This is a genomic window from Lactococcus sp. LG1074 (assembly GCF_017309525.1).
Lineage (GTDB): Bacteria > Bacillota > Bacilli > Lactobacillales > Streptococcaceae > Lactococcus > Lactococcus petauri.
In genome coordinates this window covers 404,206-425,525 of sequence record NZ_CP071293.1, presented here as the reverse complement: position 1 = coordinate 425,525, position 21,320 = coordinate 404,206, and the positions used below count along the sequence as shown (strand labels likewise).

The following is a 21,320-nucleotide window of genomic DNA, read 5'->3' as shown; positions in this document are numbered from 1 at the left end:
AGTTTAACACAAAAAGTTAAAAGTAGGAAGTTGAGTATACCCTTAAGTAAAGATTATTCCTCATTTATTATTTCGTTCAGATAAGTAAAAACTGATCCAGAGGATCAGCTTACTATTTCTGTAAAAAAAGAGGTACTGTTAACATAACAATATCAAAGATAAGATGCACTATCCAAGAAGTCCAGATTGATTTTGTTTTCAGATAAGCATAGTTAAATATCAAACGGGCAGCTCCCTGCACGAGTAAGATTTGAACAATTGTTCTTAGTACATCCCCGCCAAAATAAGTTTGAAAATGAACCATACCGAAAATAAAAGCTGTCAGCAAGGTACTAATCCATGTCGGCCAAGCAAATTTTTTACGAAAAGTTTCCAGAAGAGTTATCGAAAAAAGTTCTTCTCCCATCAACATAAAAGGTACAAAAGGTAGGAGCGCTAGATTTCCAATGGCCTCGTTGCCATGATTTCCGGCTAAGCCAAAGATTATCTGCACCAAAGCTCCACCAATAAATGACCAAATAACATTTGCAAAAAAGCAAAGAATAATTATTTTAAGATACTTACCTTCTGGCTTTCTAAACCATTCCAGTGCGGAGTTTTTAAAGATAAGAGCAGCAGCTAAAAGGCTAAATACTAACAATGTCAACTCTTGAAAAAGACCGATATGTAAATTTACAGATCCCATAAGATAAAATCCGATATAAAGAAGGCCGAAGCCAATGAGTGCTTTTATTATCTCTTTGCTTTTTACTTCCATAGTTCTACTCCTAATTTTCATAAATATTGATGGACTTATTTTATAAGATTAATTATCGTTTGTCAATATATTTTTATTGAGATAAGATGTTTTTGTGTTGAAATTATATAACAATTCTAAAAAAACTCCTTATATAAGGAGTTTTTAGTTTGATATTGAGATTGTTTCAGACAAGATGTCTGAGAGCTGTTTCAATCGGGAAAAAGCTGTGCTTTTTCTTTATCCGATTGAACCCTCCATGCTGTAAGAAATCAATCGGTTGAGTTCTACTGCATACTCCATTGGGAGTTCTTTAGTAAAGGGTTCAATAAAGCCCATCACAATCATATCTGTGGCTTCTTTTTCTGTTAAACCACGGCTCATCAAATAGTATAACTGTTCTTCTGAGATTTTAGATACTTTGGCTTCATGTTCCAAGGCAACTTGTGAGTTATGAATCTCATTAAATGGAATTGTATCTGATTTTGAAATATCATCCATAATAATCGTGTCACATTCAATATGTGATTTAGAATGTGCAGAATTTTTGTTGAAGGTTACTTGTCCACGATAATTTACAGCTCCACCAGATTTAGAAATGGATTTAGAAATAATCGATGAGCTTGTATTTGGTGCATTATGAATCATTTTGGCACCTGTATCTTGCTCTTGATTTGCGTTAGCAAAGGCGATTGAAAGCATTGTACCACGTGCCCCAGGACCGTCTAAATAGACAGCTGGATACTTCATAGAGACTCGTGAGCCTAAGTTACCATCAATCCATTCCACAGTTGCATTTGCCTCTGCTTTAGCTCGTTTTGTTACCAAGTTATAGACATTATCTGACCAGTTTTGAATGGTTGAATAACGCATATATCCACCTTCTTCACAGAAGATTTCAACAACAGCAGCATGTAAGCTGGCTGATGAATATGTTGGTGCAGTACAACCTTCCACATATTGGATAGAAGCACCCTCATCAACAATGATTAAAGTACGTTCAAACTGACCAGACTTTTCGTTATTAATACGGAAATAGGCTTGGATTGGAATTTCACATTTTACACCTTTAGGCACATAAACGAAACTTCCTCCAGACCAAACTGCTGAATTCAAAGCAGCTAATTTATTGTCTGTTGGTGGCACGAGCTTTGCAAAGTATTTTTTGAAAAGCTCCGGATATTCTTTCAGAGCAGAATCGGTATCGGTAAAGACGATACCAAGTTTTTCAAATTCTTCCTTCATGTTGTGATAAACAACTTCTGACTCATACTGTGCTGATGCTCCTGCTAGGTAAGCACGCTCTGCTTCTGGGATACCAATTTTTTCAAAGGTTTCCTTAATTTCATCAGGAACTTCTTCCCAAGTACGGGCAGGTTTATCGGTGGGTTTTTGGTAATACACCACATCATCAAAATCAATGTCTGATAAATCAGGCCCCCATTCTGGGAGATCTAATTTTTTGAAGGCTTCGAAGGACTTGAGGCGGAAATCCAGCATCCATTCTGGTTCTTCTTTTGCGGCCGACATTGTACGTATCACATCTTCTGTCAGACCTGTTCCTGTAGACATGACTAATTCAGCATTATCATGAAAACCAAATTTATATTCTTCTAATACTGGAACTTCTTCTGTCATTATTTTCCTCTCTTTATTTGCATTTTAGTGAGATTCAGATACAGTCGCGGTACCATCTGTCTCAATCGCTTTTTTCAAGGCATTCCAGGCTAACGTTGAACATTTTACTCGCTGCGGAAATTTCGACACTCCTGCAAGGAATTGTGCATCTCCTAAACGCTCCTGCGCTTCTTCAACGTGTCCTGTCACCATTTCTGAAAAAATCTTTGCCAATTCCAAAGCTTCGGCTTTTGTCTTGCCAATCACAGCTTCCGTCATCATTGAGGCAGATGCTGTTGAAATTGTACAACCGTGCCCGCTAAAGGCAATATCGCTAATCTTATCTTCTGTAAACGCAACAGTCAAGCGAATGACATCTCCACAGGTTGGATTATTTAAATCAACAACACAAGCCTGTTGTAATTCACCTGCATGGCGTGGCGCAGAAGAGTGATCAAGAATTACTGCACGGTATAAATTATCTAATTTTGAAAGTGCCATTCTTTTTCTCCGTTTTTGAATACTATAAGCCGAAAAACTCTTTTGTCTTCAAAAGAGCATCCACCAGTTTATCGCAGTCTGCTTTTGTATTATAAATATAAAAACTTGCGCGTGCTGTTGACGCTTGACCAAGATAATTAAGCAAAGGCTGTGCGCAATGATGCCCAGCACGTACAGCCACACCTTCCATATCCAAAGCTGTCGCCAAATCGTGAGGATGGAGTCCTCGGATATTAAAGGCAATCACACCACTGCGCTCTTCAACAGCTTCTGGACCATAAACTTCCAAACCTTCAATCGCTTTTAGTTTAGGCATCACATAAGCTACAAGCTCTTGCTCATACCGATGAATATTGTCCATTCCTATTGCTTCAAGGTAGTCAATAGCTGCCCCGAGTGCGATAGCTCCCGCAATATTTGGTGTGCCCGCTTCAAACTTCCATGGCAACTCCGTCCATGTCGAGTGACTTTCATAAACGAAGTCAATCATTTCTCCACCAAATTCGATAGGATTCATTTGATTAAGCAAAGTCTCTTTTCCATAAAGAACACCAATTCCTGTTGGACCACACATTTTATGCCCCGAAAAAGCAAAGAAATCTACATCCAACTCTTGGACATTAATTTTCATATGCGGAACAGACTGCGCACCATCAACGACAAAATAGGCACCGTGATGATGAACTAACTCAGCAATTTCCTTAATCGGAGTGATTGAACCTAGGACATTTGAGGCATGTGTTAAGCTTACAAATTTTGTTCTGGTCGTCAGTTTTTCTTTTAAGTCATCAACGTCTAAAGCACCGTCTTTCAGATAGACAATTTTTAGAATTGCTCCCGTTTTTTCAGCAACTTGTTGCCAAGGGACAAAGTTTGAGTGGTGCTCCGCAACGGAAATAATAATCTCATCACCTGCTGTTAAGGTTTGCTCCGCAAATTTTGAGACCCAGTTTAAACTCGTTGTTGTTCCACGAGTGAACAATACTTCTTTCGTAGACGCAGCATGAATAAACTTTCGAACCTTTTCACGTGCTGCCTCATAATCTGCAGTTGCACGCTCTGCAAGCGTATGAACCCCGCGATGAACATTGGCATTATCATGCTCATAATAGTTTGTCAAAACATCCAACACCTGCTGTGGCTTTTGGGTGGTGGCTGCATTGTCCAAGTAGACTAATGGTTCGTCATTAACTTTTTGATTAAGAATTTTAAAGTCTTTTGTTAAGTCAATCATTAGATTGCCAACTTTCTCTCGATAATTGAGATAAATTCATCACGAACGGCTTTAATTGGAATTTCAGTTACAACTGCACCGAGGAAACCTCGAATAACAAGACGTTTGGCTGTTGTTTCATCTAAGCCTCGACTCATAAGGTAGTACATATCCTCAGGATCAACCTGACCAATAGAAGCTGCGTGTCCTGCAGTTACGTCATTTTCCTCAATGAGCAAAATAGGATTGGCATCACTACGAGCACGGTCTGAAAGCATCAATACTCGGCTTTCTTGTTGCGCATCCGCCCCTTTAGCCCCGCGCATGATTTGACCAATTCCATTAAAAGTTAATGTGCCTCGATCAAGAATAACACCATGTTGCAAGATATGCCCTACTGAATTACGGCCAAAGTTTGTCACACGAGTATCAATCCCTTGGATTTGTTTACCCATAGATAATCCAACAACTTTGATTTGTGAGTGGCTTCCATCACCTTTTAAATCGCTGTCAAAATCACAAATAACATTGCCATCATTCATTGTTCCGATAGACCAATCAATTGTAGCATTATTTGCTAAATGCCCGCGACGACTGATATAAGCTGTGACATGTTCTCCTAAACGGTCAATAGCCGCAAATTTCACTTGCGCACCTTCAAGGGCAATAACTTCGATAGAAAGATTACCTGTGACCTTAACGTTGCCATCACCGATACTTTCCAAACGTTCCAAATAATCAAGCTTACTGTTACGACCAGCAATAATTAAGATGTGTTTATTGAAAGGCAAATCTGACTCAGAATCCTGATAGAACTTTGCTTCTACAGGCACGTCAATTTCAACATTGTCCGGAATATAAAGAACCGCGCCAGAGTTGAAACTGGCAACATTGCTTGCTGCTAAACGATCTTCTGTATAACTCACAGCTTTGCCGAAATAAGTTTCGACTATCTCAGGAATTTCTTCCATCGCTGAAGCAAAATCAGTGAAAACAACACCTTTTTCAGCCAAATCTGGACGCATTTGCTCCATAACATTTTGGCTGCCTACTTGTACCAAAAGTGGGTGATTTGGTAATTCTGTAAAGCTTGGAACGTTTCCACTTGGCTCAGAATCCCCTATTTCTGTATTATCCAAGCCCCAACGATTGAATTTCACACGCTCAATATTGGGCATCTCTAACCCTGTCATAGCCTCAAAGGCGGTTTGACGAAGCTCTGATAACCAGTTTGGTTCAGCATGCATGAGCGAGAAATTTTTTATTTTTTCATTCATTTAATTGTATCTCCATGATGTATTTGGTGATGTATGACTTTCTGTCCCTTAACACCTCATACGACCTCAACCTATGCTTCTTCCTTATATTCAATCCCTAATTCTTCAGAGATTTTAGCATATCCTTCTTTTTCAAGACGTTTCGCAAGTTCGGCTCCGCCTGTCATAACAACGCGGCCTTCCATCATGATGTGAACGACATCTGGGGTAATATAGTCGAGTAAACGTTGATAGTGGGTGATGATAAGGGCACCAAAATTATCGCCACGCATAGCGTTCACGCCTTTTGAGACTACTTTAAGCGCATCGATGTCAAGCCCAGAGTCAATTTCATCCAAAATAGCAAAAGTTGGTTCTAACATCAAGAGTTGGAGGATTTCATTACGTTTCTTCTCCCCACCAGAGAAGCCTTCATTGAGGTAACGCTCTGCCATCTCTTCTTTCATGTTAAGTAATTCCATATTTTTATCCAATTTTTTAATGAAATCCATAACAGAAATTTTGTCATCTTCTGCACGTTTAGCATTAATGGCTGCACGCATAAATTCAGCGTTTGTAATTCCTGGAATTTCAGAAGGGTACTGCATCGCAAGGAATAATCCAAGGCGAGCGCGTTCATCGACTTCTAATTCAAGGACATTTTCACCGTCAAATAGAATTTCTCCTTCAGTGACTGTGTAACTTGGATTTCCCATAATTGCTGCTGACAAGGTTGATTTCCCTGTACCGTTTGGACCCATGATTGCATGTACTTCATTGGTATTAATAGTGAGGTTTACACCTTTAAGGATTTCTTTGTCTTCAATGCTCACATGAAGATTTTTAATTTCTAAAGTTGCCATTCTAACTCCTTCAATTCATAAGTAAAATATCTTTTACACTTCACCCTCCATTATAACAAAAAAAACAGACGAAAAGCTCATTTCCGTTCTGTTTTGTCGTGTTTATATTTTCTTTTATGTTTCTTACTTATAACTTGCTCTCGATACTCCGAACTGCCAATGAACCTCAAAACATTGAGGAAAGGTTGACGGTCTTTGCCAAGTATACCGACCAAGTCAATAAACAGCCCCAGTCCAAGCAGCAAAGCAATAATTAAGAATATACCACCGATCCGGCTGGAAACTTGTAGGATCAAGGAAATAAAGGCAAAAATTCCAGCTATGCCATAAATAACTAATACAGCGCCTCGATGAGTGAAGCCAATGTACATCAAACGGTGGTGCAGGTGCATTTTATCCGCACTAGAAATTCTTTGATTATTCAGTTTTCGCCGCACCATTGCCACGATTGTATCTGTTAATGGAACACCTAAAATCAAAAGTGGTGTTAGAACAGCTACTGCCGTTGCATTCTTTAAACCTTGCAGGGACACAACCGATATCATAAATCCCAAAAACAGTGCACCAGTATCTCCTAGATAGATAATCGCTGGATGATAGTTATATGGGAAGAAGCCCATAATGGCGGCAACTAAGGTAAAAATGGTAATAGGCAAGAAGATACTTGAACCTGGTAAAAAGAAGTAAGACACAATCCCCATGGTAAAGAGTGAAATCACGGAGACACCACTGGCTAAACCATCTAGGCCATCGATCAGATTAACCGCATTTGTAATCGACACAATCCAAAAAACGGTAAAAATAAAGGATAACCAAGCGGGAAACTCAAGAAAAGGACCACCGAAAGGAATTTTAAGATTGTCAAAGCGTGCATGGGTAAAAAACCATGTGATTGAAGCAGCGAGAAGCAACCCAGCCATCTTCATCTTAGGGGAGATTTCTTTGATGTCATCAATCAATCCCGTAAGGACAACAATACCACCTGCTACAATAAAAGGTGCAATGTAGTTGATATAAGTCACAAAATGAGGCTTAATTCCTTCCGCCAACTGTTTGGGGCTCATTAGGGGAAGTTGTGGGTAAACGATCATCGGGAGGATAAAAAGTGTCGCAATTGCAAAGGATGCAAAAATAGCTAGTCCCCCTGCCGAGGGCATTATTTTAGTATTGACACGTCGCTTGTTAGGCTTATCTACAGCTCCAATTCGGCGTGAAACAAAGGTCATTAATGGGGTGAAAATCAAGGACATTCCAAATGTCACGAAGAGCACAATGAAGAACTCTACTGTGAAGGGAATCCCCTTAATCGGGATTTCTTTTATGGTATCTATCATATCTTAAATTTTTGAGAGAACTTCCAAAGCACGTGTATTGATTAGTATCTCGCCGTATTCTTGTAGTGTTTCGCGACTGTTGATTGTTTCCTGTCCGTATTCTAACATTCGGGCACGCATCGAACTTACTGCTGTCTTTCCTTTTGACTTTTGATTGTCCAAAATAATCAAATAAAACTTATCTTCATAGCTATAAAGTTCAGATTCCTCTGCATCAATTTTAACATTTTTTACTGCTGTCAAAAGTTGAGACATGTTTTCAAATTCTAGAGAATAGAAGACAAAATCTGGATCTGGTTTATTTTCTACTTTTGTTTCTTTTGTTTCAGTTGTACTTGTATCTGCCATTGTTCCGCCATTTTGTTTTAAATCTTCCACACGTCCAAAGAAATCCGTCATAAGCTGCTCAAATTCTTCGGGATCATCAGGGAGATTATTGGGATCAATATCAATATTTTCTTCAGTAACAATAATATTCACCCCTTTAGGGAAAGGTTGAATTTGGAAAGTTAAAAGTCCTGATGAGAACCTTTCCTCAAGTCCTAGTTCTTCTACTAATTCATAAAAAAGATTTTCAACCATTGACTGGTTCGTAAAAAAATCAGAGAGTTTGACATCATGATCAACCAAATCTTGAAAGGTTAGGCTAATCTTTATCGTTTTTTCGTTTATTTCTTCATATTGCATATTTTTAACCTATTATTCTTCATTAACCTGCATGAGAACCATAACTTTTAGTTTTCATTGCAGAAATATTTTTAATTATATTTAACTGTTTCTTCTAATTATAACATATAAAAGGCTGTTCGCGTTTTTTGCCATTCACTCGAAAACTTTCTTTTTTTACTTTGTTACTCTTACGAAATTTTTTGTATCATTGGAAATTGTTATGTTATTTACCTCTAAAATATATTTTTTTGATAAAATAGTTCTATGATTTATTACATTCTTGCCAATCCCAATGCCGGTTCACGCAAAGGGGAGCGTTCATTGAAACTTTTATTGCCCTATCTCGAAAAAGAGGGCCTCTCTTACAAACTCTTTGCGACCGAACATACTGGGCAAGAAGCAGCTTTTATCCAAAAAATCTTGGAAGAGAAATCAGCAGAAGACCGGCTTGTCATCTTAGGTGGTGATGGTACCATTTCTTTGGCTCTCAATGCTTTACCTGATAATCTGTCCTTTGGTTACATTCCTTCTGGTTCAGGTAATGATTTTGCCCGCAGTTTGGGGCTTTCTTTTGATCCTATCCAAGCCTTCGAAAATATTCGCCAAGATAAGACCAAAGACTTTTATGTTATCCATTATAAATCGCAATCGTTTTCTGGCTACGCGCTCAATAATGTAGGAATCGGTTTAGATGCAGCCATTGTCAAAGCAACTAACAGTGGACGTATGAAAAGCATACTTAATGCACTCAAGTTAGGAAGGCTTTCTTACTTTCTGACCGCCCTTCATGTTTTATTTAGCAAAAAACCGTTTGAGCTTAGCGTTTATAACATGAAAAATGCTTTTAAGTTTGATAATGCCTTTCTCTTGACCTTTACTAAGCATCCCTATTTTGGCGGTGGTATTCAAATTGCACCTGAAGCGACTAATCTCAGCCAAGAAATTCATTTGGTTGAGTTGGACAGATATAGTATCCCGAAAATATTTTCGTTAATTCCTAGTCTGCTTAAGGGAAAACATTTAGACAATAACCTTTTCCATCATAGTGTTTCCACAGCAGCTGCAGTAACATCGCAGTCCGTTCAACCCGTTCAAATCGATGGAGAGTCTTTTACTATCCAAGCCAATGACACTTTGACTCTAACTTCTGAAAAAAGAAAGATTATTTGTTAATAATAAAACGGAAGACTATCTTTTCAATAAGAGTTCATCTTCCGTTTTTCTTTTACAAAAAAATAGCGATATAATCATCGCTATTTTTTATTTTATTTTACTTCTTCAATTTCAGTTTCTGAAACAGTGACCTCAGGAGCATTTGACAAATCTGACAATGGCTCAAGATTACGGTAACGGAACATACCTGTACCGGCAGGAATAATCTTACCGATAATGACATTTTCCTTAAGACCAAGTAAGTGGTCTTCTTTACCATGGATTGCAGCATCGGTCAAGACACGTGTTGTTTCTTGGAAGGATGCAGCAGACAAGAATGAATTTGTTTCCAATGATGCTTTGGTAATCCCCATAAGAACAGGTCGTGCTGTCGCTGGTGTTTTACCAGAAAGGAGGGCTTCTTCATTGATTTTTTCAAAGTCAGAAATATCCATAAGTCCACCAGGCAAGATATCCACATCACCAGTATCCATTACACGGACTTTACGAAGCATTTGGCGAACCATAACCTCGATGTGTTTATCCCCGATTTCAACCCCTTGTGAACGGTAAGTTTTTTGAACTTCACCGAGCAAGTAAGTTTCAACGGATAAAGCATCACGTACTTGGAGCAAGTGCTTAGGTTCAATTGAACCTTGGATCAATTGGTGACCACGGTGGATAAATTCACCTTCTTCAACCATGAGCACATCAGCCATTGATACTGTGTATGAACGTGTATCTGTTTTACCTTTGACTGTGATTTCACGTGTACGTGTCGCAGCATCTTCCACAATAGATTCAACCGTACCAGTAACTTCGGTAATGATTGCTTCCCCTTTAGGGTTACGTGCTTCAAAGATTTCTTGTACACGAGGCAAACCTTGAGTGATATCTGAGCTTGACGCAACACCACCCGTGTGGAATGTACGCATTGTCAACTGTGTACCAGGTTCACCGATTGATTGAGCGGCGATTGTACCAACAGCTTCACCAACTTCAACGGCTTCACCTGTTGCCAAGTTTTTACCGTAACAGTGTTTACATACACCATGTGGTGTTTTACATGTAAATACTGAACGGATTGTAACTTCTTTGATACCTGCAGCAACGATTTGCTTCGCGATATCTTCTGTAATCAATTGATCATCGCCAATAATTACTTCACCAGTTTCTGGATGTACAACTGTTTTACGTGTGTAACGTCCTTCGAGACGTTCAACCAACGGTTCTACCATTTCTTTACCAGTGGCAATATCAGAAATCAAGAGTCCACGATCTGTACCACAATCCACTTCACGGATGATAACATCTTGAGCAACGTCAACCAAACGACGTGTAAGATAACCAGAATCGGCAGTCTTAAGGGCTGTATCGGTCATACCTTTACGCGCACCGTGAGTTGAGAAGAACATTTCCAAGACAGAAAGACCTTCACGGAAGTTAGAAATGATAGGCAATTCCATGATACGACCATTAGGAGCAGCCATCAAACCACGCATACCGGCCAATTGTGAGAAGTTGGAAATGTTACCACGGGCACCAGAGTCCATCATCATAACGATCGGGTTAGTCAAATCTTGTTCTTCAATCAAGCGTTTTTCAAGTGTATCTTTTGCACCACGCCAAACATCAGTAACCGCATTGTAGCGCTCATCATCAGTAATCAAACCACGACGGAATTGTTTAGTGATTTGTTCTACACGTTTGTGTGCAGCACCAATGATTTCTGCTTTTTCAGGAACCACTGGGATATCCGCAATACCAACTGTTAAACCAGCCAATGTTGATTGGTGGTAACCTAAGTTCTTGAGCAAGTCAAGGAACTCAGAAGTTGTTGTTGTGCGGTAACGTTTGAAGACTTCAGCGATAATATTACCCAAGTGTTTTTTCTTGAATGGCAATACTGTATCAATTTCAGCTAAACGTTTATGGATATCTTCACCAGGTTCCATGAAGAAACGGTCGTCCGTTTGAGTTGTGATGTTCTCATCGGTATTTTCATTCAAGTAAGGCATACCTTCTGGATAAATTTCATTTCCTTCAGGCATAATTGAGTTGAACATTACTTTACCGACAGTTGTAATCAAGATTTTACCTTTTTGGAATTCTGTCCAAGGTTTATTCATTGATTGTGTTGCAATACCGATACGTGTATGCAAGTGGACATATCCGTTACGCATTGCAATTTCAACTTCTTCAGGATTAGAGAAGATCATACCTTCTCCTTCACGTCCTTTTGCTTCCATTGTCAAGTAGTAGTTACCCAAGACCATATCTTGAGAAGGTGTAACGACTGGTTTACCATCTTTAGGGTTAAGGATGTGTTCAGCAGCAAGCATAAGCAAACGTGCTTCGGCTTGCGCTTCTTCTGACAATGGCACGTGAATCGCCATTTGGTCACCGTCAAAGTCGGCATTGTAGGCTTCACAAGCCAGCGGGTGCAAACGCATTGCACGTCCATCAATAAGTACTGGCTCGAACGCTTGAATACCTAAGCGGTGAAGCGTCGGTGCGCGGTTAAGAAGAACAGGGTGTTCTTTAACAACTTCTTCAAGGACATCCCAAACTTCAGCATCTTGGCGTTCAACTTTACGTTTAGCCGCACGGATGTTGGCAGCCATTTCACGTTTAACCAATTCGGACATTACGAATGGTTTGAAGAGTTCGATAGCCATTTCACGTGGGACACCACATTGGTACATTTTAAGTGTTGGACCAACTGCAATAACTGAACGACCTGAGTAGTCAACACGTTTACCCAACAAGTTTTGACGGAAACGCCCTTGTTTACCTTTCAGCATATGGCTGAGAGATTTAAGTGGACGATTACCGGCACCTGTGATTGGACGACCACGACGACCGTTGTCAATCAATGTATCAACAGCTTCTTGCAACATACGTTTTTCATTTTGGACGATAATATTAGGGGCATTAAGCTCCATCAAACGTTTCAAACGATTGTTACGGTTGATAACACGACGATAAAGGTCATTCAAATCAGATGTGGCAAAACGTCCACCATCCAATTGAACCATTGGACGAAGATCTGGTGGAATAACTGGAAGCACATTAAGTACCATCCAAGCTAATTTGTTACCAGATTTTTTGAAGGCTGTTAATACGTCTAAACGACGAATGATTTTAACACGACGTTGTCCGCTAACATTTTTCAATTCTTCTTTAAGTTCAGCAACTTCTGCATCAATATCAACATCGTTAAGCAAATCTTGGATAGCTTCAGCACCCATTTTCGCAACAAATGAACCAAAACCATTTTTCAAAAGTTGTTCACGATATTCACGCTCTGTCAAAAGTTGTTTCTTTTCAAGATCTGTTTCCTTAGGATCAATAACGACATAACTTGCGAAGTAAATAACTTCTTCAAGAGCACGTGGGCTCATATCAAGTGCAAGCCCCATACGTGATGGAATCCCTTTGAAATACCAGATGTGTGAAGTTGGTGCTGCCAACTCGATGTGCCCCATACGTTCACGACGTGATTTAGCTGTCGTTACTTGAACACCACAGAGTTCGCAGACTTGGTTTTTGTAGAAAACGCCTTTAAGCTTACCACAAGCACATTCCCAGTCCTTTTGTGGACCAAAGATACGCTCATCGAAGAGACCTTCGCGTTCAGGTTTTTGCGTACGATAGTTGATGGTTTCTGGTTTTTTGACTTCACCAAATGACCAGTAACGAATTTTTTGTGGAGATGCGATACCAATTCGCATGCTCTCAAATTTATTTACATCGACCAATGTTTTCTCCACTTTCTTTGTATTTATTTCTTTTCTGTTGAATGTTTGGCTCTTGACAAACATTACTGTGAAGACCGCTAGCTGTATCTTTTAAAACACAATCTTGCCCGAAAATCTTCAATCTAACGGATCAAAGCTCATGTGATAGGCAGCAATGTAGGACTTATTTTTAAAATAGAAGTTATCCATCCAAATACAGTTCTACATTACCGCCTAGCACACTTGCACAGCGGTTTACCTTAAAAGGTTTTTATCTTAAATTTATTACGAAAAGCTATTTCTTATTCCTAATAAACTTCTTGTTCACAGAAAAGAACAATTATTTTTCTTCTTTTGCTTCGCTAATCAATGCTTGTTCAGTTTCCACTGCTTCAGTAACAATTTGCTCCTGAGCTTCAAGCATTTCTGGCGTAATGTCAATATTTTCTTGACGAACTTCGATTTCATCATCAAGTTCACGAAGGTCAAGGACATTTTTCTCACCATCAAGGACTTTAAGATCCATACCAAGTGCTTGCAATTCTTTTACAAGGACACGGAATGATTCAGGAAGACCTGGTTTAGGAATACGTTCACCCTTAACGATAGCTTCATAAGCACGTGTACGTCCAATAACATCATCTGACTTGTAAGTCAAAATTTCTTGGAGAACATTTGCCGCACCATAAGCTTCAAGGGCCCAAACTTCCATTTCCCCGAAACGTTGTCCACCGAACTGCGCTTTACCACCGAGCGGTTGTTGTGTAACGAGTGAGTAAGGACCAACACTACGTGCGTGAAGTTTATCATCAACCATGTGGTGAAGTTTGATCATGTACATGACACCGACAGAGATACGGTTATCAAAAGCTTCACCTGTACGTCCATCATAAAGTACTGTTTTGGCATCATCAGCCATTCCAGCTTCCTTAACGGTATTCCAGATATCTTCATCACTTGCACCATCGAAGACCGGTGATGCAATGTGAATACCCAATGTACGTGCAGCCATACCTAAGTGAAGTTCCATAACTTGTCCGATATTCATACGAGAAGGGACACCCAATGGATTCAACATGATATCGATTGGTGTACCATCTGGCAAGTAAGGCATATCCTCTACAGGAACGATATTTGAAACGACACCTTTGTTACCGTGACGTCCGGCCATCTTATCCCCAACGTGGATTTTACGTTTTTGTGAGATGAAGACACGAACCAACTTGTTCACACCTGATGGCAATTCATCACCATTTTCACGTGTGAATACACGTACATCGTGAACGATACCGCCACCACCGTGAGGAACACGGAGTGATGTATCACGAACTTCACGTGCTTTTTCACCAAAGATAGCACGAAGAAGACGTTCTTCAGGTGTAGGATCAGTTTCACCTTTTGGTGTTACTTTACCAACGAGCAAGTCCCCATCTTCAACCTCAGCACCAATACGGATAATACCGTCTTCGTCCAAGTTTTTGAGGGCTTCATCACCAATATTTGGAATTTCGCGTGTAATTTCTTCAGGGCCAAGCTTTGTATCGCGTGTTTCTGATTCATACTCTTCGATAGCAATAGATGTATAAACGTCATCTTTAATCAAACGTTCAGACATGATAATGGCATCCTCGAAGTTATAACCTTCCCAAGTCATATAAGCAACGAGTGGGTTTTGGCCAAGCGCCATTTCCCCATTTTCCATTGATGGTCCATCACCAATGATGTCGCCGGCTTCAACTTTATCACCAAGTTCAGCAAGTGGACGTTGGTTATATGAAGTTCCTGAGTTTGAACGACGGTACTTCATAATGTTATAGATATCAAGTTCACCTGATGTTCGACGTACACGGATTTCGTCAGCATCTACATATTCAACGGTACCATCATGTTTAGCGATCACAGCAGCACCTGAATCACGTGCTGTTTGATGTTCCATACCTGTACCAATCCAAGGTGCATGTGGATCAATCAATGGAACGGCTTGACGTTGCATGTTGGCACCCATAAGGGCACGGTTGGAGTCATCGTTTTCCAAGAAAGGAATACAAGCAGCTGCTACGGCGATAACCTGTTTAGGAGAAACGTCCATATAGTCTGCAGTTGAAGCATCAACTTCAATATTGTTACCAACGTGACGGGCCATTACTGTTTCGTTGACAAATTTGTTGTCATCAGTCAATGGTGAGTTAGCTTGGGCAACAGTGTAGTTGTCCTCTTCGTCAGCTGTTAAATACTCTACTTCATCCGTAACTGTTCCCGTTGCACGATCAATACGACGGTATGGTGACATGATGAAACCATATTCATTGATTTTGGCATAAGAAGACAAGTTATTGATCAACCCGATATTTGGACCCTCAGGTGTTTCAATCGGACACATACGGCCATAGTGAGTGTAGTGAACGTCACGTACTTCATATGAAGCACGGTCACGTGAGATACCACCAGGACCTAAGGCAGAGAAACGACGTTTGTGTGAAAGCTCTGACAAAGGATTGTGTTGGTCCATAAATTGTGACAACTGTGAAGAACCAAAGAATTCTTTGATTGCAGCAGTTACAGGACGGATGTTAATCAATCCTTGAGGTGTCATATTTTCATTTTCAGAAGATGACATACGTTCACGGATAACACGTTCCATACGTGAAAGACCGATACGGACTTGGTTTTGAAGCAATTCACCAACTGAACGGATACGACGGTTTCCTAAGTGGTCAATATCGTCTACTTTACCAATACCTTCAGAAAGACCTAACCAGTAGTTGATGTTAGCAATCACATCAGCTGGCATCAACACACGATTTTCTGCAGGAATTTGACCATTAGAAATCAATGTCACGACACGTTCTGGATCTTTTGGAGAGTAAACTTTCAATGTTTGAAGTTCAATTGGCTCAGGAATAACAGCATCGTCAGATGGTTGATAAACTGTTGTATTGAGACCATTATCCAAAAGGTTTTCGATAGAATCTAAAACATCACGTGTTACAAGAGTATCAGATTCAACGAGAATTTCTCCTGTTTCAGGATCAACGATTGGCTCTGCCAAAGTCAAACCGAGAATACGGTTTTTAAGCGCAAGCTTTTTATTAAATTTATAACGACCTACAGGTGCAAAGTCGTAACGACGTGGGTCGAAGAAACGTGCAATTAAAAGTCCACGAGAGCTGTCCGCTGTTTTAGGTTCACCAGGACGGAGGCGGTCATAGATGTCTTTAAGTGCTTCTTCAACACGTGTGTCTGATGGGTTTTTGTGAACGTCTTTGCCCAATGTTGTATTGAGGAGTTCACTTGGTCCCATAAGTTCAAGGATTTCATCGTCACTACCAAAACCAAGAGCACGCAACATTGTTGTAAATGTTAACTTACGTGTACGGTCAATACGTACATAACCAACACCTTTAGCGTCTGTATCTAATTCAAACCACGCACCACGGTTAGGAATAGTTGTATGACCATAAGATTCCAAACCATTTTTATCTGTTTTAAGGTGGAAGTATGAACCCGGGCTACGTACCAACTGGCTGACGATCAAACGTTCAGAACCGTTGTTGATGAATGTACCCATTTCAGTCATAAGTGGGAAATCACCGAAGAAAACTTCTTGTGTTTTCAATTCGCCTGTTTCTTTATTTACAAGGCGGAAAGTCACATGAATCGGTGCAGAATAGTTTGCATCGTGAGCACGGGCTTCATCCACAGTGTATTTAGGGGCTTTCATTTCATATCCAACAAATTCAAGCTCCATTGTGCCCGCAAAGTTGTCAATTGGAAACATTTCTTTGAAGACGTTAGCCAAACCTTCGTCAAGGAAGTTTTGATAACTTGCTGTTTGAACTTCGATCAAGTTCGGCAAACCAATTACTTCTTTGATTCGTGAAAAACTGCGTCTTGTACGGTGTTTACCGTATTTTACGTCATGTCCTGCCAAGTTGATTCTCCTCATTCTATTTTTCCAGTTTTTCTGGATGTGTTATACAAGATTTGTCGATTTTAAGTTTCTTATGAAAAATTCTGAAAAGTCAGTAGTTTGTCTTTTTCATTACTTTTTAGATTTTTTACAGTTCAGAAACGGCAAAAAAGCAACGAAAACTTGACGTTTCGTTGCTTACAAAACCCGTGGGGACAATATTTCCCACAGAATTTGTCGACAAACCATTACCCTATATTATATCATTTATCGACTGTCTTTACAAGGTCTAAATGCCCTTGAATTACTTTTCTTTCAGCTTAACTTTACCTCTATCCGTCACCTCAACACCTTCTAATTTTAACAAACGAATTTGTTCTAGACGCCCTTCACCGTGCATCCCTATAGTGCCATCTGATCTGATGATTCGCCACCAAGGTAAGTGATGGCTTTCCGATAGACCGTGAAGCGCTCTGGCAACTTGCCGCGCACCATTTATAAGGCCTGCCCGTAGTGCAATATCTCTGTATGAACTCACTTGTCCATAGGGTACCGCTTTGATTTCTTTAAGTATCCGCTGCGTTTCCGGCTTAAGGTCTTCAAAGTCCTTTACCATATTTTCACACGTTGCTCAGGCGCGCGATACATCCCGTCGCTTTCTTGCACCTCAAAAGTCTGATAAAATTCTTCTAAGTTTGTCGGTGGAATATTGGCGCGCAATTTTGCTGGGGCATGAACATCCATTGAAAGAAGCATTTGCTGGAATTCCATGCTGGCTTTCATACGCCAAATTTTCCCCCATTGGCTAAAGAAATCTGTAAGATTAACATCCTCTTCTTTTTGCGCAGCAGTCATCGCTGCCGTGATTCCTCCTTGGTCGGCAATATTTTCCGAAACAATCAACTTGCCGTTTGCTGGACCAGCTTCAGTTGCTCGTCCATCAAAAGCTGCAATCATTTCTTCTTGTTTCTTCTCAAAAGCTTCATAGTCTTCGTCTGTCCACCATTTATTGAGATTGCCATACTTGTCAAACTGTGCTCCATTATTGTCAAAAGCATGTGAAATTTCATGGGCAATTACTGCACCAATACCACCGTAATTTTGACTAGCTGACTGTTCAAGACTGTAGAAAGGTGCCTGTAAGATAGCTGCCGGAAAAACAATCGTATTGCTGTCGGGACTATAATAAGCATTAACCATATGAGCCGGCATATGCCACAAGCTCTTATCAACTTCTTCACTAAATTTTTCATAGTGACGTGCAGTGAGCAATTCATCAAAATGACAGGCATCTTCGTAGAGACTCCCATTTCCAACTTTAAAACGACTATATATTTCTGGAAGTTTGTCCGGGTAGCCTATGAACACAGTAATTGCACTCAATTTTTCAATAGCCTTATCAATCGTTGCACGACTGAGCCATTCATTTTTATCTAAGCGTTCTTGATAAACTTTAATCATCTCAGAAGTCATGTGCTTAACGTCTGATTTAGCTTCTTCTCCAAAATATTTTAGACCGTAATAAAGGCCAATCACTTGACTGAAATAACTCTCCGTTATATCGAGCTGATGTTTTTCTTGACTCCTTGCCTCTGATACATTCGATAAAAAACGTCCATATGCAGACCCTAAAAGTCGTAATTCATCTGAAAGTAAGCCAGTTGCCTTACGCGCGATTTTCACCAACATCCACGCTTTAATTAAAGGCCAATTTTCTTCGTTGATGATATGGTCAAAAGAGTCATAAAAACGACTTTCAAAGACAACGATTTTCTCCGGTTCAGTGCTAACCAAGCCCTTAATAAATGAGTCAAAATCTATATTTTTAAAATGTCCTACAAACTCCTTAAAAGGAACCGGATTATAAAGCTCCGCATATTTAGCCCACTCTTCCGCAGTATTTGCTGATTCCACCAAAAGGCCATCAAAAGCCACTGCTTTAGCCGCGATTTCTTGGGCATCTTTTTGTCCAAAATGCTCTAATATTTCCTTGGAGTTTTCCTGCCAAAAACTCAAAAGTTCAGCTTTACGAGGATGACTTTCCTCATAGTAAGTAGTATCAGGCAAAATAAGTCCAGGACCAGTGAAGCCCAGAGAGTGGTGCACTGCATCTTTCATATCTGCATCAACGCTGATTGAGAAAGGTAATGGGGCTTGAGAATGAAAAATCAAATCAAGTAAATGCGTACGAAAATCCTCGAATGAGTTAAGATTTGTTACCTTATCCATCTCTCTAATAACGGCAGAGAAATCGTTTTTGTTACGACTTTTCCAATCTCCTGCCTTATTGTAAAACTTTATAGCCTCTAGCAGTTCAGGATTATCTTCTGGAAGTTCCACAGACATGCGCTGCAAATCGGCTGTTAAGTTTTTTTCATTTTCCAATACCAATTCGTCAAAAGCAGAGATACGAGGTTTATCAGCTGGTATCTGTACCTGTTCAAGCCATTCGGCATTTACTGTTGCAAATAAATCATCTTGTATTCGTGTCATTATAACCTCCTGAAAACGTTTTTTATATTATAACATAAAAGAAAAAGCAAACTTCCGAACAGCTCTGCATTCTGAAATTCGCTTTATTTATTTTTTTTAAATATGAAGTTTTTGACGAAGTCTTGTGCCTCGGCTCCCCATTAATTTTTCAAGTAAGCCAGCTTTGGCTGCAATATAAATGTAGGTGAAGAATCCACCGCCACCAGCTACAGCTATCACGAGCAAGGCTTTGAAATGACCTGGAGAAAGTGGCATCAAAATCAACGAAATCAACCCATAAAGAACCAGAGTCACAACGGCCATAATAGCCGTAATAATTGAGATTCCAATAATTCCTTTCAAAGTACTTTTAACTCGGAAACCCGTAACTTCATGAATCTTGCGAATAATAATCCATGTGCCATATCCAAAAGCAATAGTCGTTGCCACAAGCGGACCATAAGAGTGGAAAATCATAATTGACGGCACTTGCAAAATCAATTTGATCACTAAAGTAATAATGAAGTAACGCATCGCTACTTTAGAATAATGCAAAGCTTGCAAGATTGGGGCAACCATCGTGTACAAAGCCAGCAAGAAGCTTTGGAGGACAGCCCAGATAAACAGTGCAAGCTGCAAGCTATTTACTGAACCATAAAACAGTGTATAGATTGGTGCAGCTAAAATTGTCATGCCTAGGACCGCAGGCAACATAAAGGCCACAAACAGTTGAAAATCGTAAGAAATCAAATGCGCTGTTTCTTTATAATTCTTCTTAACAAAGTTAGAGGCAATAAGTGGCAGAGCCACAGCTCCTAAAGTCATCGCTTCACCAATGAGAATCATTGTCAACTTGTCGGTATTAGCAGAAAAGTATGAGAAGAAAACTAAAAGCTGTGTATCACTATAGTCAGATACCCACCGCATGACCGTAACAAAGGTCGCTTGGTCCACAATTTTAAAAATTTGAATAGCTGAGCCAATAACGACAAACGGGATAGCTTGATAGATGGTTTGTGAAAGCAGGCGCCAAGCACTAATTTTTGTAATACTTGGGCCTGGGTTAATAATCTTGCCAAGCATATTGTTTTTGATCAAATACCAGAGCAAGACAGCACATGAGCCCAACATACCGATAAAGGCTGCTGTTGTGGATTGGACAACTGCTTGTGTCCAATCTCCACCTGAGAAGCCAAGCTTCATAATCATAAACGTAAATACTAACATCCAAATTACACGGACAACCTGTTCATAAATTTGGCTCAAAGCTATCGGCTTCATATCATTAAGCCCTTGGAAATATCCTCGAATGACTGACATGGCCGGGAAAATTAGAATGGCGAGCGAAAGCGAGCGCATCACCTCTGTTAGGTTTTCTCCTCCACCTGACATAGCTGCTAATGCTGGTGCACCGATATACATCACACCAGCTGCTACAATACCAAGCCCAACCATAAAAATAAAGATATGACGAACTAAACGATTGCTTAGATTTTCATCTCCCATCGCATTATAATGGGCTACCTCACGCGCAATAGCTACAGGAAGACCTGCAGTTGAAATCAAGAGAAAGAGCGCATAAATATTATACCCCATTGAGAAAAGGGCATTGGCTTCATTATTGTGTTCTCCCATCCACGCAAACCACGGAATGATGTAAATCGCACCCAGAAGACGTGATAAAATATCCGCTAAAGTAAACCACAAGGTCCCGCGCATCATTGTATCCTGCTGTGCTGCTTTATTGTCTCGAATCTCTTTACGCTTGGTTTCCGCATCCATTTGCTGGAGCTTTTCTTCCATGCTGAGATTATCAGTCATTTCTGTACTATTCATTTTTCTATTTTACCATGAAGT

The 21,320-nt window shown here is 39.9% G+C and carries 14 protein-coding genes; 1 reads left to right on the top strand and 13 read right to left on the bottom strand.

Annotated features, from left to right (window positions below; translation table 11 throughout):
* Window positions 1-112: 112 nt before the first annotated feature.
* The 8 genes from J0J36_RS02035 to J0J36_RS02000 form a co-directional block, all read right to left on the bottom strand.
* Window positions 113-757, bottom strand: a complete 645-nt coding sequence (locus tag J0J36_RS02035) for a CPBP family intramembrane glutamic endopeptidase (RefSeq protein ID WP_019292099.1) — start codon at window positions 755-757, stop codon at window positions 113-115.
* Between the two features lie 219 nt (window positions 758-976).
* Window positions 977-2,374: a Fe-S cluster assembly protein SufB gene (gene sufB / locus J0J36_RS02030; protein WP_004259194.1), complete on the bottom strand. Its 1,398-nt coding sequence runs from the start codon at window positions 2,372-2,374 to the stop codon at window positions 977-979.
* A gap of 24 nt (window positions 2,375-2,398) precedes the next feature.
* The gene (gene sufU, locus J0J36_RS02025; protein ID WP_019292403.1) at window positions 2,399-2,854 is read right to left on the bottom strand and encodes a Fe-S cluster assembly sulfur transfer protein SufU; all 456 of its coding nucleotides are present in this window, start codon (window positions 2,852-2,854) and stop codon (window positions 2,399-2,401) included.
* Between the two features lie 22 nt (window positions 2,855-2,876).
* The gene (locus J0J36_RS02020) at window positions 2,877-4,088 is read right to left on the bottom strand and encodes a cysteine desulfurase (protein ID WP_019292404.1); all 1,212 of its coding nucleotides are present in this window, start codon (window positions 4,086-4,088) and stop codon (window positions 2,877-2,879) included.
* Window positions 4,088-5,344 (bottom strand): Fe-S cluster assembly protein SufD, encoded by a 1,257-nt coding sequence (gene sufD, locus J0J36_RS02015; protein ID WP_019292405.1) that lies wholly within the window; start codon window positions 5,342-5,344, stop codon window positions 4,088-4,090. Before sufD ends, J0J36_RS02020 begins: the two co-directional genes overlap by 1 nt.
* Before the next feature lie 71 nt (window positions 5,345-5,415).
* Window positions 5,416-6,186: a Fe-S cluster assembly ATPase SufC gene (sufC, locus tag J0J36_RS02010; RefSeq protein WP_019292406.1), complete on the bottom strand. Its 771-nt coding sequence runs from the start codon at window positions 6,184-6,186 to the stop codon at window positions 5,416-5,418.
* A 77-nt stretch (window positions 6,187-6,263) separates the two neighbouring features.
* Entirely contained in the window at window positions 6,264-7,520 is a 1,257-nt protein-coding gene (locus J0J36_RS02005) for a glycosyltransferase family 4 protein (protein ID WP_019292407.1), read from the bottom strand.
* 3 nt (window positions 7,521-7,523) lie between these two features.
* Entirely contained in the window at window positions 7,524-8,207 is a 684-nt protein-coding gene (locus J0J36_RS02000) for an adaptor protein MecA (RefSeq protein WP_019292408.1), read from the bottom strand.
* A 246-nt stretch (window positions 8,208-8,453) separates the two neighbouring features.
* Between J0J36_RS02000 and J0J36_RS01995 the strand changes: the two genes are divergently transcribed.
* On the top strand, window positions 8,454-9,362 hold the full coding sequence (locus J0J36_RS01995) for a diacylglycerol kinase family protein (RefSeq protein ID WP_019292409.1): 909 nt from the start codon (window positions 8,454-8,456) through the stop codon (window positions 9,360-9,362).
* Between the two features lie 92 nt (window positions 9,363-9,454).
* On the opposite strand, the gene rpoC is transcribed toward J0J36_RS01995, so the two are convergent.
* The 5 genes from rpoC to J0J36_RS01970 form a co-directional block, all read right to left on the bottom strand.
* On the bottom strand, window positions 9,455-13,102 hold the full coding sequence (rpoC, locus tag J0J36_RS01990; RefSeq protein ID WP_019292410.1) for a DNA-directed RNA polymerase subunit beta': 3,648 nt from the start codon (window positions 13,100-13,102) through the stop codon (window positions 9,455-9,457).
* A 319-nt stretch (window positions 13,103-13,421) separates the two neighbouring features.
* A complete protein-coding gene (gene rpoB, locus J0J36_RS01985; protein ID WP_040086615.1) occupies window positions 13,422-17,012 on the bottom strand; it encodes a DNA-directed RNA polymerase subunit beta in 3,591 nt (1,196 codons plus the stop codon).
* Between the two features lie 283 nt (window positions 17,013-17,295).
* Window positions 17,296-17,607 (bottom strand): MGMT family protein, encoded by a 312-nt coding sequence (locus tag J0J36_RS01980; RefSeq protein WP_019292412.1) that lies wholly within the window; start codon window positions 17,605-17,607, stop codon window positions 17,296-17,298.
* Window positions 17,601-19,484 (bottom strand): M13-type metalloendopeptidase, encoded by a 1,884-nt coding sequence (locus J0J36_RS01975; protein WP_019292413.1) that lies wholly within the window; start codon window positions 19,482-19,484, stop codon window positions 17,601-17,603. Before J0J36_RS01975 ends, J0J36_RS01980 begins: the two co-directional genes overlap by 7 nt.
* 96 nt (window positions 19,485-19,580) lie before the next feature.
* Complete coding sequence (locus tag J0J36_RS01970; protein ID WP_019292414.1) at window positions 19,581-21,299, bottom strand: polysaccharide biosynthesis protein; 1,719 nt, start codon at window positions 21,297-21,299, stop codon at window positions 19,581-19,583.
* Window positions 21,300-21,320 lie beyond the last annotated feature (21 nt).